The sequence below is a fragment of the Parundibacterium terreum genome (assembly GCF_014636315.1).
Taxonomy (GTDB): Bacteria; Pseudomonadota; Gammaproteobacteria; order Burkholderiales; family Burkholderiaceae_D; genus Undibacterium; species Undibacterium terreum.
In genome coordinates this window covers 406,963-420,606 of sequence record NZ_BMED01000002.1, presented here as the reverse complement: position 1 = coordinate 420,606, position 13,644 = coordinate 406,963, and the positions used below count along the sequence as shown (strand labels likewise).

At 54.7% G+C, this 13,644-nt stretch carries 14 protein-coding genes; 8 read left to right on the top strand and 6 right to left on the bottom strand.

Features of this window, described 5'->3' with window-relative positions; genetic code table 11:
- The first annotated feature begins 89 nt into the window (after positions 1–89).
- The 3 genes from IEW12_RS10895 to IEW12_RS10885 all read left to right on the top strand — a co-directional run bounded on the left by IEW12_RS10895 (position 90) and on the right by IEW12_RS10885 (position 2,654).
- On the top strand, positions 90–1,115 hold the full coding sequence (locus IEW12_RS10895; RefSeq protein ID WP_188566081.1) for a methionine ABC transporter ATP-binding protein: 1,026 nt from the start codon (positions 90–92) through the stop codon (positions 1,113–1,115).
- Complete coding sequence (locus IEW12_RS10890; protein ID WP_188566080.1) at positions 1,115–1,774, top strand: methionine ABC transporter permease; 660 nt, start codon at positions 1,115–1,117, stop codon at positions 1,772–1,774. Before IEW12_RS10895 ends, IEW12_RS10890 begins: the two co-directional genes overlap by 1 nt.
- A 67-nt stretch (positions 1,775–1,841) precedes the next feature.
- Complete coding sequence (locus IEW12_RS10885; RefSeq protein ID WP_188566079.1) at positions 1,842–2,654, top strand: MetQ/NlpA family ABC transporter substrate-binding protein; 813 nt, start codon at positions 1,842–1,844, stop codon at positions 2,652–2,654.
- Between the two features lie 147 nt (positions 2,655–2,801).
- On the opposite strand, the gene IEW12_RS10880 is transcribed toward IEW12_RS10885, so the two are convergent.
- The 3 genes from IEW12_RS10880 to gloB form a co-directional block, all read right to left on the bottom strand.
- On the bottom strand, positions 2,802–3,377 hold the full coding sequence (locus IEW12_RS10880) for an elongation factor P (RefSeq protein ID WP_188566078.1): 576 nt from the start codon (positions 3,375–3,377) through the stop codon (positions 2,802–2,804).
- 146 nt (positions 3,378–3,523) lie between these two features.
- On the bottom strand, positions 3,524–4,678 hold the full coding sequence (gene earP, locus IEW12_RS10875) for an elongation factor P maturation arginine rhamnosyltransferase EarP (RefSeq protein WP_188566077.1): 1,155 nt from the start codon (positions 4,676–4,678) through the stop codon (positions 3,524–3,526).
- Between the two features lie 110 nt (positions 4,679–4,788).
- Positions 4,789–5,574, bottom strand: a complete 786-nt coding sequence (gene gloB / locus IEW12_RS10870; protein WP_188566076.1) for a hydroxyacylglutathione hydrolase — start codon at positions 5,572–5,574, stop codon at positions 4,789–4,791.
- Between the two features lie 8 nt (positions 5,575–5,582).
- On the opposite strand from gloB, the gene IEW12_RS10865 reads away from it, so the two are divergent.
- The 4 genes from IEW12_RS10865 (at position 5,583) to IEW12_RS10850 (ending at position 8,353) form a co-directional block, all read left to right on the top strand.
- Entirely contained in the window at positions 5,583–6,353 is a 771-nt protein-coding gene (locus IEW12_RS10865) for a class I SAM-dependent methyltransferase (RefSeq protein ID WP_188566075.1), read from the top strand.
- The gene (gene rnhA / locus IEW12_RS10860; RefSeq protein WP_188566074.1) at positions 6,346–6,783 is read left to right on the top strand and encodes a ribonuclease HI; all 438 of its coding nucleotides are present in this window, start codon (positions 6,346–6,348) and stop codon (positions 6,781–6,783) included. The genes IEW12_RS10865 and rnhA overlap by 8 nt, the downstream gene beginning before the upstream one ends.
- A 25-nt stretch (positions 6,784–6,808) precedes the next feature.
- Positions 6,809–7,660, top strand: coding sequence for an ABC transporter permease (locus IEW12_RS10855; RefSeq protein WP_188566073.1), 852 nt, complete (start codon positions 6,809–6,811; stop codon positions 7,658–7,660).
- A 96-nt stretch (positions 7,661–7,756) separates the two neighbouring features.
- Positions 7,757–8,353, top strand: a complete 597-nt coding sequence (locus IEW12_RS10850) for a HupE/UreJ family protein (RefSeq protein ID WP_188566072.1) — start codon at positions 7,757–7,759, stop codon at positions 8,351–8,353.
- A 109-nt stretch (positions 8,354–8,462) separates the two neighbouring features.
- Here the strand turns inward: IEW12_RS10850 and tal are convergent, their stop codons facing one another.
- On the bottom strand, positions 8,463–9,398 hold the full coding sequence (gene tal / locus IEW12_RS10845; RefSeq protein WP_188566071.1) for a transaldolase: 936 nt from the start codon (positions 9,396–9,398) through the stop codon (positions 8,463–8,465).
- Positions 9,399–9,438: 40 nt separating this feature from the next.
- A complete protein-coding gene (gene selD / locus IEW12_RS10840) occupies positions 9,439–10,497 on the bottom strand; it encodes a selenide, water dikinase SelD (RefSeq protein ID WP_188566070.1) in 1,059 nt (352 codons plus the stop codon).
- A gap of 116 nt (positions 10,498–10,613) precedes the next feature.
- On the opposite strand from selD, the gene senA reads away from it, so the two are divergent.
- On the top strand, positions 10,614–11,810 hold the full coding sequence (senA, locus tag IEW12_RS10835; RefSeq protein WP_188566069.1) for a selenoneine synthase SenA: 1,197 nt from the start codon (positions 10,614–10,616) through the stop codon (positions 11,808–11,810).
- A gap of 110 nt (positions 11,811–11,920) precedes the next feature.
- On the opposite strand, the gene IEW12_RS10830 is transcribed toward senA, so the two are convergent.
- The gene (locus IEW12_RS10830) at positions 11,921–13,375 is read right to left on the bottom strand and encodes a DEAD/DEAH box helicase (RefSeq protein WP_188566068.1); all 1,455 of its coding nucleotides are present in this window, start codon (positions 13,373–13,375) and stop codon (positions 11,921–11,923) included.
- Between the last annotated feature and the right edge of the window lie 269 nt (positions 13,376–13,644).

Here is a 13,644-nt window from a genome sequence, read left to right as displayed (position 1 = left end):
TGGCATATGCAAATAAGTTTTTATGATTGGAAAAATCAAATCCTTTTCGTTACAGTGGGCGCCTTTGGCATTATTTGATTTGGCATTCAGTGATTCGCATAGCAAAACTTCATAAAAATTATACTGTCGACGGACGTTCCATCACGGCATTGAACGACATCAACCTGCAAGTCAGCAAGGGTGAAATATTTGGCATCATAGGCCGCTCGGGCGCAGGAAAAAGCACTTTGCTACGTACGCTGAATTTGCTGGAACGGCCTACGCAAGGCAGCATACTGGTAGATGGCCAGGACATCACAAAATTTGACGACGCAGACTTGCACCGCTTGCGGCAGCGCGTGGGCATGGTATTCCAGCACTTCAATTTGCTGAACGCAAAAACAGTCGCACAAAACATCGATTTCCCTTTGAAGCTGGCGGGGCAATATACGCAGCATCAGCGCAGCGAACGTGTCAGCGAATTGCTGGAGCTGGTGGGTCTCAGCGATCAGCGCGATAAGTATCCATCCCAGTTGTCCGGGGGGCAAAAACAGAGGGTAGGCATCGCCAGGGCCATCGCCAATTCGCCGCAGCTATTGCTGTGTGACGAAGCGACTTCGGCATTGGACCCGGAAACCACGCAGGCTATCTTGCGCCTGCTGCTGGATATTAATCAAAAGCTCGGCCTGACCATCGTGCTGATCACGCACGAGATGCAGGTGATACGCACCCTGTGCGACCGCGTTGCCGTCATTGACGCCGGACAGATCGTGGAGAGCGGCGATGTTGCAGATGTATTCCTGCATCCGCAGCATGCCGTGACCAAGAGCCTGGTTGCGGAAAATCATCCACTGGATCTGGACATACTCAGCCAGGCCGGGCGGGCGCCGGGTAGCCTGTTGCTGCGCTTGACCTATGTCGGCGCCGCCACGTATCAGCCTATATTGAGCCAGATTGCGAGCCAGACCAAGGCACAGTTGGCGATCCTGCAGGGGACGATAGCGCGCATCAAAAATACGCCCTACGGGCAGTTACTGGTTGAACTGACCGCCTCGGCACAGGAGACTGAGCAAGTATTTTCCCTGTTTCAGCAGATGCAGGTGCGGCATGAAATCATCGGCAAGGGAGCGAACTGATGGACTTCTCTAATATTGACTGGAGCGACATCGCGCAGGCGACGCTGGACACGTTGACGATGACGGGTTTTTCGCTGTTGTTCACGGTGATACTGGGTTTGCCGCTGGGTGTGCTGCTATTCCTGACCGGGAAAAAGCAATTGCTGGAGCAGCGTGGCATCTATGCGCTGCTGTCCTTCGTGGTGAACATCCTGCGTTCCGTGCCCTTCATCATTCTGCTGATCGTATTGATCCCGCTGACCTTGCTGCTGGTAGGAACTTCGCTGGGCGTGCCGGGCACAATCCCGCCGCTGGTGATAGGAACGACGCCGTTCTTTGCGCGGCTGGTGGAAAACGTGCTGCGTGAAGTGGACCGCGGGATTATCGAAGCCTGCCAGGCCATGGGCGCGAAGACTCACCAGATCATCCTCCATGCGCTGCTGCCGGAGGCGCTGCCCGGCCTGCTGGCTGCCGGCACGGTGACGACAATCGCACTGGTTTCCTATGCGGCGATGTCCGGCGTGATCGGCGGCGGCGGCTTGGGTGATCTCGCTCTGCGTTACGGTTATCAACGTTTTCAGACTGACGTAATGATAGTCACAGTCGTCATCCTGGTGCTGCTGGTGCAGTTGCTGCAGTTCTTCGGCGACAGGCTGGTATTACGCTTTACCCGCAAGTAGTTTCTGTTCCATCGGCTTCAATTTTTAGCATCAATTTTTAGCATTACTAACAATAAAAGGAGTTTTCATGTCGCTCTCATTCAAACGTAAATTCAGCCTGCTGCTGGCAACTTCACTGGCTTCTATCGCACTGTTCGGCACGACGGCTGCGCAAGCCGTGGAAACGCTGACCATCGCTGCCAGCCCTGTGCCTCATGCTGAAATCCTGGAATTCATCAAGCCGCAATTGGCCAAGCAAGGCGTGGACTTGAAGATCAAGGTATTTACCGATTACATTCAGCCTGCTGTACAGGTCAACGAAAAACATCTGGATGGCAATTTCTTCCTGCACCAGCCTTACCTGAATGAGTTCAAGAAGAGCCACAAGAACGACTTGGAAGTGCCTATCGCCAAGGTGCACGTAGAGCCGTTTGCCGCCTATTCCAGGAAATACAAGAAAGTAGCTGACCTGCCGGATGGCGCTACTGTTGCGATTCCTAACGATCCATCCAACTCCGGCCGTGCCTTGCTGTTGTTGTCCAGGCAGGGCCTGCTGAAGCTGAAAGATCCGACCAATATTTCGGCCACCAAGAAAGACATTATTGAAAATCCGAAGAACCTGAAGTTCCGCGAACTGGAAGCAGCGACTTTGCCGCGTGTATTGGATCAGGTGGATCTGGCGTTGATCAATACTAATTATGCGATTGAAGCCAAGCTGAACCCCGTCAAAGATTCGCTGTTCATTGAAGACGCGAATTCGCCGTATGCGAATCTGCTGGTGGCCCGCGACGACAATAAAAACAGCGATGCCTTCAAGAAATTGGCTGTTGCACTGAATTCGCCGGAAGTGAAGAAATTCATTGAAGACAAATACAAAGGCGCGGTAGTTCCAGCTTTCTAAGCATGGTAGTTTTCTTCAGAGGCCGTCTTCAGATGCTGTATTGCCTGAAGGAAGACCCGGTAGTCTGATGAAAAGGCGAAAAAAAACGCTGCCCGGCAATGCCGGCAGCGTTTTTTTATAAGCTGAATCCGAGATTAGTTACGGCGATTAGTTACGGATTACGCGCTTGTATTCGTTAGTGCGAGTGTCGATCTCGATAGAGTCGTCCTGGCTTACGAACAATGGTACTTGAACGACGTGCATGTTGGCTTCGATCGCATTTTCAATCTTGGCTTCTTTCAGGACGTTGCCCGAAGTGTTGCCTTTGACTGCAGGCTCGGAGTACACAACTTTACGAACGATGGTCGTTGGCAGTTCTACAGAGATGGCTTTGCCGTCGTAGAAAACTGCTTCGCATTCCATGCCGTCTTTCAGGTAATGCAATGCATCGCCCAGGTTTTCTTCTTCGATTTCATACTGTTCATATTCTTTGTCCATGAATACGAACAATGGATCTGCGAAGTAGGAGTAGGTCACTTCTTTTTTGTCCAGTACGACAACGTCAAATTTGTCGTCGCCGCGGAAAACGTTTTCCTGTGGGCTGTTTGTCAGAAGATTTTTCATCTTCCATTTGTAGGTAAAGCCCGTGCGGCTGGAGCCGTTGACATCAGAACGCAAGACGATCATAGGCTTGCTGTCTACCATGATAATGTTGCCAACGCGAATTTCTTTTGCAGGTTTCATAGCGAATATACGTAAAAAGTAGGTTGCATAAAAATCATCTGTCGCCCACTGGCATAAAGCCCCGCAAGCCCACGGCTGATTAAATTTTTAAATACGTTAAAAATTAACCGTAAATTGTACCGCATTTGCCCCGCGCTTGACCATTTCTAGCGCTTTGTATGAGCAAATTTCAGCAAATTCGATGTTAAATCACCATTTGTTAATAGCTGATGCTGCCAATTTGTAGACGCTGCGGCAATTTGCGGTATATCGGCAAGAAACTCCGGCCAGATTTCTGTCCCATTGATGCCTGTTGTCGTCACCCCGTTCCAGGCGTGTGACAAGGCAACTAGCGCTGGTGTCGCGGGCGTATAGGCTTGCAGGAATGCCTTCAATTTTACATGATGCAGATTCTCGTCCTGCGGATAGATGTGCCAGATGAAAGGCTTGCCGGCCCATTGCGCGCGGACGAAGGAGTCTTCTCCCCTGACAAAGTTCAGGTCGCAGGACCACAAGAGTTTGTCATAGTCCGGCTGGGGGACAAACGGCAGTACGCGCAAAGTCAATGCGCCGCGGCTCGCCGTGGCTCCGGCCTTTGCCTCAGTCCCTAGAAATGCGGCAACCGCCTCGCTGGCAACCCCTTCCGGTACGAGGCAGGTGACCGGTTTTTCACCGGACTGCCATGCTTGCAGCAATGCAGGCACCGGCGCCTGCGGATAGCAGAACAGCGATACTTTCAGCGAGTTTAGCTCGGCGGGTGCGCATCCCAGGCTGGAAAGAAATGCCGCTTGCCGGTCAGATGTAAATTCCTGCCGCTGTTGCTCCAGGCCGGATTCGACCAGCAAGCCGCCGGTGCGGCTGGTAAAGCCGGGAAAGAAAAAATACTTGGTCAAGGATAGGGATGGGTGCGGGGACGGCAGCGTGTGGCAGCCTTCTACCCAGGTTTCGGCGGTGAGGCCTTCCAGGTTCAGCCATACGGGCTGCGGTTTGCATGCCGCCATCGCAGCAATATAGCCGGGTGGAATATCGCAGGCGAAAAATTCAATGACGATATCGGCGATATCGTCGGCAGTGAAAACGCCGTCCTGGTTTTGCCAGTGCTGTATCCGGATATGTTCAATATGCTGCACGTCGCGCTCGGTATCCACTTGCGGGCAGATGCGCTGGAAGCTGCGCAAATCATCTACCCACAGCGTCACGGCGACCCCGTGTTCCTGCTCCAGTTGTCTGGCCAGCCGCCAGCAGATTCCTATGTCTCCATAGTTATCCACGACTTTGCAGAATAGTGCGAGCGAGATAGTTGGCTTGGTCTTTGAATGCATGGAATTAATTCAAAATACAGTGGCGGCTCAAGGGCAGCCGCAGGCTTGAGAGGGGCGGCCGCATTGCTGCCGCATTACAAGCCATATTGTTACAGGGAATGGGCGTGAGTTTAGCGGAAATTGTTTTTCCACTCGCGCAAGGCGCCGAAATTACTGGCGTCGTCCTTGTCGGCGGAAATTTTTCCTGCTGCTACCAGGCTTGTCTGGACGGATGATTCCCTTACCCGCAGGAAGGGATTGGTTTGCCTTTCCAGCATGATCCGGGTCGGCACTGTCGGGATGCCGTGATCGCGTTTATCCTGCTCAACACGGATGCGCTCCAGCAGTAGCTGGTTGTCTGGTTCCACTTCGCGGGCAAAGCGCAGGTTGGACATGGTGTACTCGTGCGCGCAGTACACGGCGGTGTCGCCGGGAAGTGCCGCCAATTTGTCCAGCGAGGCCAGCATCTGTGACGGCGTCCCTTCAAACAATCTGCCGCAACCGCCGGCAAACAGCGTGTCACCGCAAAACAGCCAGTGTTGCTCTGCCGCATAGTAGGCGATATGCCCGCGGGTGTGGCCAGGGACTTCTATGACTTGCAGCTCCAGCCCCAGGTCGGGCACGGTGATCTGCTGGTCCTGCTGCAATTTTTGGGTGACGGCGGCAATATTGTCATTGCTGGGGCCAAAAACCGGAACTTGCCTGTGGGCTAGGAGTGCAGGTACGCCGCCTATGTGGTCGGCGTGATGATGTGTCAGTAAAATAGCGGATAATTTAAGTTGATGGGCTTGCAATGCCGCCAGGATAGGGTTTGCATCGCCGGGATCGACGACGGCAGCATGGATACCGTCATGAATGATCCACAGATAGTTGTCGTCAAATGCAGGGACAGTCAATATACTCAGGGTATTCTTCATAGGATGGCATGGATACAAAGCAAAATCCCATTATAGACCTGGGCGCATGGTTGGAGAGCCCGGCGGGATCTTATATCCGCGAATGGGAGCAAGCCTGCCTGGATCGCCTGACGGCAGACATCTTCGGTTTTAATGCAGTGCAGATAGGCATGCCGCAGATCGATGCGCTGGCGGCTAACCGCATGCCGAACAAGTGGCTGACGACCAGCGGATTTCCCCCTGAATCGCAGGCCTGCAAAGCCATGCCCATCGTCGTGGTGCATGATTTTACCGAACTGCCTTTTCATTCGCAGAGTCTGGACCTGGTAGTGCTGCCGCATGTCTTGGAATTTGCCGCCGAGCCGCACCAGATCTTGCGTGAGGTGGACAGGGTGCTGATACCGGAAGGACGGGTTATCATCTGCGGCTTTAATCGCGCCAGCTTGTGGGGCGCGAGGCAGGCGGCCGGTCGTGCTACCGGCTCGTACTTTCTGCCCAAGGAGGGTGAATTCATCAGCCCGCCGAGGATGAAAGACTGGTTGAAATTATTGAATATGGAAGTCAATCGCGGCCATTTTGGCTGCTATGCGCCGCCGTTTTCCACCGATAAATGGCTGCATCGTTTCGGTTTTATGGAAAAAGCGGGTGAGCGCTGGTGGCCCTATCTGGGCGCGGTGTATATGCTGCAAGGCATTAAACGGGTAAAAGGGATGCACCTGATCGGTCCCGCATGGAAAAAAAGCCCTGTAAAGCAGGGGCATGCGGTTCCGGTAGCAAACAAGACAAAGAAGAATGGATAAAATAGAAATTTACACGGATGGCGCTTGCAAGGGCAATCCCGGAGTGGGTGGTTGGGGCGCATTGCTGGTCGCCGGCGAGCACGAAAAAGAACTGTTTGGCGGCGAGCCGGACACGACCAATAATCGCATGGAGCTGATGGCGGTGATCAAGGCGCTGGAATTGTTGAAGCGGCCTTGCAAGATCATGCTGCATACCGATAGCCAGTATGTGCTGAAAGGCATCACGGAATGGATAAAGGGCTGGAAAGCCAAGGGCTGGAAAACCGCCTCCAAGGCGCCGGTTAAGAACGTAGACCTATGGCAGGCATTGGATGAGGCGCAGGCCAAGCACACGATCGAGTGGATATGGGTGCGCGGCCACTCTGGCCACCCGGGTAATGAAAGGGCGGACCAGTTGGCGAATCGCGGCGTGGAATCCGTACAAAGATAATCAGACAAGATAACAGGACACCTGAATGCTGAAATGGATCAAACCGGGACATCATAATTTGCGCCTGTGGCAATTGGCGGTACTCCTGGTTTTCTTTGCGCTATGGCAGCTTGCCAGCCGCGATCCTCAGTTAGCATTCTTCTTCGGCGAGCCAGCCAAGGTATTGCTGCGTGTCTGGCAGTGGTTTACCGTCGGCAGCGGCTCGCTGGAAATTGGCCTGGGCGACAGCACCTGGTTCACCTTGTCGTTTCCGGCCGAAATCTATTCGCACCTGTTGGTCACGCTGACCGAGACCTTGCTGGCATTTGCCATCGGCACCTTGCTGGGACTGGGCATGGGTTTGTGGCTGGCCTTGTCGCCTGTGACGTCGGCAATACTTGATCCGTATATCAAGGCAGCCAATTCCATGCCGCGCGTGATCCTGGCACCTATTTTTGCGATGTGGTTCGGGCTGGGCATCTGGTCCAAGGTTGCGCTGGCGGTGACGCTGGTGTTCTTCATCGTCTTCTTCAATGTGTATCAGGGCGTGAAAGAGGTCAGCCCCGTCGTACTGGCCAATGCACGCATGCTGGGCGCGAATGCGCGGCAATTGCTGCGCGACGTCTACCTGCCTTCAGCGACTTCCTGGGTATTTTCCAGCCTGCACACTTCGGTGGGTCTGGCCTTTGTTGGCGCCATCGTCGGTGAATACCTGGGTTCTGCACGCGGTGTCGGCTACCTGATCCTGCAGGCCGAAGGTGCCTTCGACGTGAATACCGTCTTTGCCGGCATCATCGTGCTGACGGCGTTTGCGTTGATACTGGATGCTGCGGTTGGCCTGATTGAAAAGCGGCTGATGAAATGGCAGCCACGCTCGGGCACGACGGAAAAAATCTGAGGGTAAATCCGGGTAAAGAGCCTCTTAAGGCATATTTATTGCTAGAGAAATATCGATGCGCCGATTTGGTGCGCGACATTATTTGAGGAGTGAACCGTGCGTAATCCCCGACATCTGTATTCCCGTTCCGCCATCGTTGCCGTGCTGTTGCTGTATGCCGCATCGGTATTCGCGCATGATGGCGTGCATACCGGCGTGATGGGTTTTGCTGAAGGCTTTGCCCATCCGTTTTCCGGACTGGACCATATGCTGGCCATGCTGGGCATAGGTTTGTGGGCAGCGCAGAACCAGCGCTCGGCCGTTTGGGTATTGCCGCTGGCTTTCCCGCTGATGATGGTGCTGGGTGCGGTACTGGCGACGCTGGGTATGAGCATGTCTATCGCCGAACTCGGTATTGCCAGTTCGGTCGCAGTGCTGGGTTTGCTGATTGCCTTTGCTGTGCGCATGCCGGTCTGGGGAGCGGCAATGCTAGTGTCGCTGTTTGGCATGTTCCATGGCTATTCTCACGGCGTGGAAATGCCCAAGGGGGCTTCAGCAACGATGTTCGGTGTGGGCTTTGTACTGGCTACGCTGGCCTTGCACCTTGCCGGTGTAGCGATTGGTTTGCTGGCCACGCATCCGCGAGCCTTGTCTTTGGTGCGGCTGGGCGGAGCCGGGATCGCAGCGGTGGGCGTATATCTGCTGGCAGCCTGAGTCAGGCCGGAACATTCTCGGATTCAATGAAAAAAGCCCGGACTGAAGAAAGTCCGGGCCTTACTAGCTGCTCTCGCTTATTTCAAACTTAGCTCAAGCTTAGCTAAACTTATCTCAAACCCGCAATCATCTGCTCCAGCTTCACGGTGTCCGCGCAGAAGGCGCGTATGCCTTCCGACAGTTTTTCCGTTGCCATCGCATCTTCGTTCAATTGGAAGCGGAAGGATTTCTCATCCACCGAGATTTTTTGCACATCGGAAGCCTGTGCGGCTTCCTTGCTCAGTTTTGGCGTGATCGGGCTGGTGGTGTCGGCCAGTTTTTGCAGCAGGTCGGGGCTGATGGTCAGCAGGTCGCAGCCTGCCAGTTCCAGGATCTGTGAAGTATTGCGGAAGCTGGCGCCCATGATTTCTGTGTCATAGCCAAACTTGCGGTAGTAGTTATAGATGCGCTTGACCGACAGCACGCCTGGGTCGTCTGCACCGTAGATTTCCTGGCCGGTCTGTTTCTTGAACCAGTCGTAGATGCGGCCTACGAAAGGCGAGATCAACTGGGCGCCGGCTTCTGCACAGGCTACCGCTTGCGGCAGGCAGAACAGCAGCGTCATGTTGCAGCGTATGCCTTCTTTTTCCAGGATTTCTGCGGCGCGTATGCCTTCCCAGGTGGAGGCGATCTTGATCAGTACGCGTTCGCGGGAAATGCCGGCGGCTTCGTACAGAGCGATCAGGTGGCGGCCCTTGGCGACAGTGGCATCAGTGTCGAAAGACAGGCGGGCATCGGTTTCAGTGGATACGCGGCCGGGAATTTCTTTCAGGATCTGCAAGCCAAAGGCGATCAGCAGGTGGTCGATGATTTCGGCGATGGACTTGCCGGCATGCTCCTTGACGGCCTGTTCCAGCAGCGGGCGATACTCGGCCTTTTGTACAGCCTTGAGTATCAGCGAAGGATTCGTGGTTGCGTCTTGCGGCGCATAGGCCTTGATGGACTGGAAATCGCCGGTGTCTGCAACAACGGTAGTATATTTTTTGAGTTGTTCAAGCTGGTTCATGATCACTGTTTTCTAAAATGAAGTTCTTGCTTTAAGCTCTTTAAGGTTTTACTTCAACTATCGGCTCACCCGCAACAATATCACCGATTACCGCAGCATCAAAAAATTTCCCTTCCTTGAATAGCGCCAGCACCGCGGGCACGTCTTCTGGAGCGCAGGATACCAGCAGGCCGCCGGAGGTTTGCGGGTCAGTCAGCAGCTTGTGCTGGGCAGGGCTGATGGCAGCATCCAGTCTGACTTCGTCGCCGTAGGCTGCCCAGTTGCGCGCGGAGGCGCCGGTGACAAAACCGTCTTCCACCAGTTGCAGTACGTTGGGCAGCAGCGGGATGTCTGACATCTTCAATTGTGCTTTTACACCGGCGCCACGGCAGATCTCCAGCAAGTGGCCCAGCAGGCCAAAACCGGTGACGTCGGTTAATGCATGCACGCCGCTCATTGCCGACAAGGCTTGCCCCGGCTTGTTCAGCTTGGTGGTGTTGGCGATCATCGTTGCGTAGCCGGCTGCATCCAGTGCTTCTTTTTTCAGTGCTGCCGACAGTACGCCCACACCTAGCGGTTTGCCGAGGATCAGCTTGTCGCCGGCCTTGGCATCCGCATTGCGTTTTACCTTGGAAGGGTGGATCAGGCCCAGCACTACCAGGCCATAGATAGGTTCCACGGAATCTATCGTGTGGCCGCCGGCGATAGGTATGCCGGCTTCGGCGCAGATGGATTCGCCGCCCTGAATGATCTTGCCGATCACTTCCACCGGCAGCTGGTTGATCGGCATGCCGACCAGGGCCAGCGCCATGATGGGCGTGCCGCCCATCGCATATACGTCGGAGATCGCATTGGTCGCTGCGATGCGGCCAAAGTCGTAAGGGTCATCGACGATGGGCATGAAGAAGTCGGTGGTCGCGATCAGCGCCTGCTCATCGTTCAATTTGTAGACCGCGGCATCGTCGGCGGTCTCTATACCTACCATCAATGCGGGGGGCACCGGAAAGCCGGACGAGTTCTTCAGGATTTCCGACAACACGCCGGGGGCGATCTTGCAGCCGCAGCCGCCTCCATGCGAGAAAGAGGTGAGGCGTATCGGTGGATTACTGTTTGTGTTCATAATTTGTTGTGTTCTGCCCGGAGCAAAAATGATGGGTTTTCTTTCGCTTAAAACGCCGGCGATTTCATGCTATTGTGCGATTTTGCAGCCCAGCCTTTTTCAGCCTGATTCATTCAATGATACTGACCAAGCCTTCATTCAGAAATGCCCCCGCCCGTGAGCTGGGACTGACCTTGCGCAATGCCCATGATTATACGCTGACCTTGTTTGACTGCTTTGCAGCCGCGGGAATGGACGATGTTGCCAATTTGGAAAAGAATGAGCTGTTTAGTCCCCCATTATGGACTTTGGGGCACCTCGCCTGGTTTGCAGAATGGTATATCCTGCGCGAAGCCCAGAGCAGCCATCCAGGCTCTGCGATGCGTACTTCCATCCTGACCAAGGGCGACGACTGGTTCGATCCCATGACGGTGCCGCAATTGTCGCGCTGGTCGCTGGGTCTGCCCAAGCCGGGGCAACTGAAAACCTATTTTAATGAAGTAATGGACCGCGTTCAGGACAGGCTGGGCCGCGCCTCCAATGAGGACGCTGACCTGTATCCTTATCGCCTGGTGCTCGCCTGCCTGGATATGCAGGGCGAGTCCTGGGTAGGCATGTTGCAGACGCTGGGTTTGCACGCACCGGTTGCTCTGGAGCGCCATGCAACCCCATCCTGGGCGCAAGGGGAGATACGCTTCCCCGGCGGTACCCTGCAGATGGGCAGTCCCAGGGATGAAGGCTTCGTTTTTGATAATGAAAAATGGCAGCATGATTTATATGTGCCCGCTTTTGTGATGGATTCCAATTTGATCAGCAATGCGCTGTTTGCGGAATTTATCAGCGACAACGGTTATCAGCGGCCCCAATACTGGAGCAATGCCGGCCGGCAGTGGCTTATGGCGCAGGAGCGCTCCGCGCCGCAAGGCTGGTCGCGCGATGGTCATTGGTGGCGCTGCGAGCGCTTCGGCCGCCATTTGTCGCTGATCGCGAATGAACCGGTCAGGCACGTCAGCCTGTACGAGGCACAGGCTTATTGCGTATGGGCCGACCGTCGCCTGCCTACCGAGTCGGAATGGGAGTTTGCCGCCAACTCCGGGCATGCGGCATTTCGCTGGGGAGATCTGTGGGAGTGGACTTGCACGCCGTTTGAACCCTATCCGGGCTTTTCTGCCGACGCGTATACCGAATACTCCGAACCTGCTTTTTCTACGCATCAGAGCATACGTGGCGCATCGTTCGTCACCCCGGCCCGCATGCGCTCGCTGAAGCACAGAAAGTTTGCGCTGCCTGAGGCTTTCGATATTTTTGTGGGCTTTCGCACCTGCCGTCTTTGACAGGCATATTCACAGACCAATAAAAAAAGCGGCCGTTTTCACGGCCGCTTTTTACTATCTGCTATTGATTTAATGCCGGCCATAGAGCGGCATCAACCCGGGATCGCAGATTACCGATCGCCGAAAGAACGGCGTGCGCTGCCTGTTTCGCCGGAGCGTGTGCCTTTGTAGCCGCCGCTGCCTTCTTTACGAGGACCGGAGCTGGTACCTGTAGTGCCTGAACCCGGCTTGCTGAAAGTACGCTGGCCTGGTTTATGGTCACGGTTGCCGCCGGATGGGCCGGTGCGCTTGTCACCCGGTTTCCAGCCGCCTGGTTTGCGTGCTGCGCTGCGTGGTGCTGCTGCGCTTTTCTTAGGTTCAAAACCTTCGATGACATCGACAGGGATCAATTGCTTGGTGAAGCGTTCGATACGTTTGACGTTGATGCCTTCAGCGTGGTTCACCAGGGAGATCGCAACGCCGTTACGGCCTGCACGACCGGTACGGCCGATACGGTGAACGTAATCTTCAGGGAACTTAGGCAGATCGTAGTTGAACACGTGCGTGATCGCCGGTACGTCGATACCGCGGGCAGCAACGTCGGTTGCTACCAGTACGCGAACCTGGCCGCGGCGCAGTGCGTCGAGAGTACGGTTACGCGCGCCCTGGTGCATGTCGCCATGCAGAGCGGCGGCAGCAAAGCCGGCGATGTTCAGGCGGTCTGCAATGGTGTCTGCATCACGTTTGGTTGCAGTGAACACTACAGCCTGGTCAACAGAAACGTCGCGCAGCAGGTGATCCAGCATACGGTTTTTGTGGGACAGGTCATCCACGAAGTGGACTTTTTGCGTAATGTTTTCGTGCTTGCTGGCGGAACCGGCGATCTGGATGATCATCGGATCTTTGGTGATGCGGCGAGCCATGTTGCCAACTACGCCGTCCAGTGTTGCGGAGAACAGCATGGTCTGGCGTGTGGATGGGGTTGCATCGACAATCTTTTCGATGTCGTCGATAAAGCCCATGTCCAGCATGCGGTCGGCTTCGTCCAGTACCAGGATTTCCAGTTCGGAGAAATCGATCTTGCCGGATTCCATATGGTCGATCAGACGGCCTGGAGTCGCTACCAGGATTTCCGGATTGCGGGACAGCAATTGCATCTGTTTTGGATAAGGCATGCCACCCAGGATGGACACAGCCTTGATACGGCGAGTGTAAGCGCTGTATTTGTCAGTAGCCGTTGTTACCTGCAGGGCCAGTTCGCGGGTTGGGGTCAACACCAGCATTTTTGGTTTTGCAGCTTGGAAACGTGGACGGTCGCCGCGAGCACGAGCAGCCTGGCGTTCCTGATTAGGTGTTTTGCCGGCAGCGGATGTATCCATCACGTCTGCAGCAGTAGCAAATTTATGCAATGCAGGCAGCATGAAAGCGGCTGTCTTGCCGGAGCCTGTTTGCGAAGATACCAATAGGTCGCGACCACCGATAGCGGCTGGAACAGCCTGCTCTTGCACGCCGGTAGGTTTTGTATAACCTGCGTCGGACAATGCGCGGATGATGGACGTGTGTAGGCCTAATGCTTCAAAAGTCATTTATTTCTTTCTTGAGTGGCTGCAAAAATCCAGGCTCAGCCTATGGCTGAACCGGTATTCTGAATCACTTTATCGTTAAAATTACGTCATGCAATTGCATGAGCGCGCAAAAAAGCAACGCCAACCAAACGAAATGACTCAAAGAATACCAAACGGAATACGATGAAATTTCGGCACAAAAGCTTTGCGCCGGGACGATGTCTAGAATTGAAACAAGACATACAAGGCGGGAGGGCTTTTACATTGCTGCATCTATACTACTCACTGGA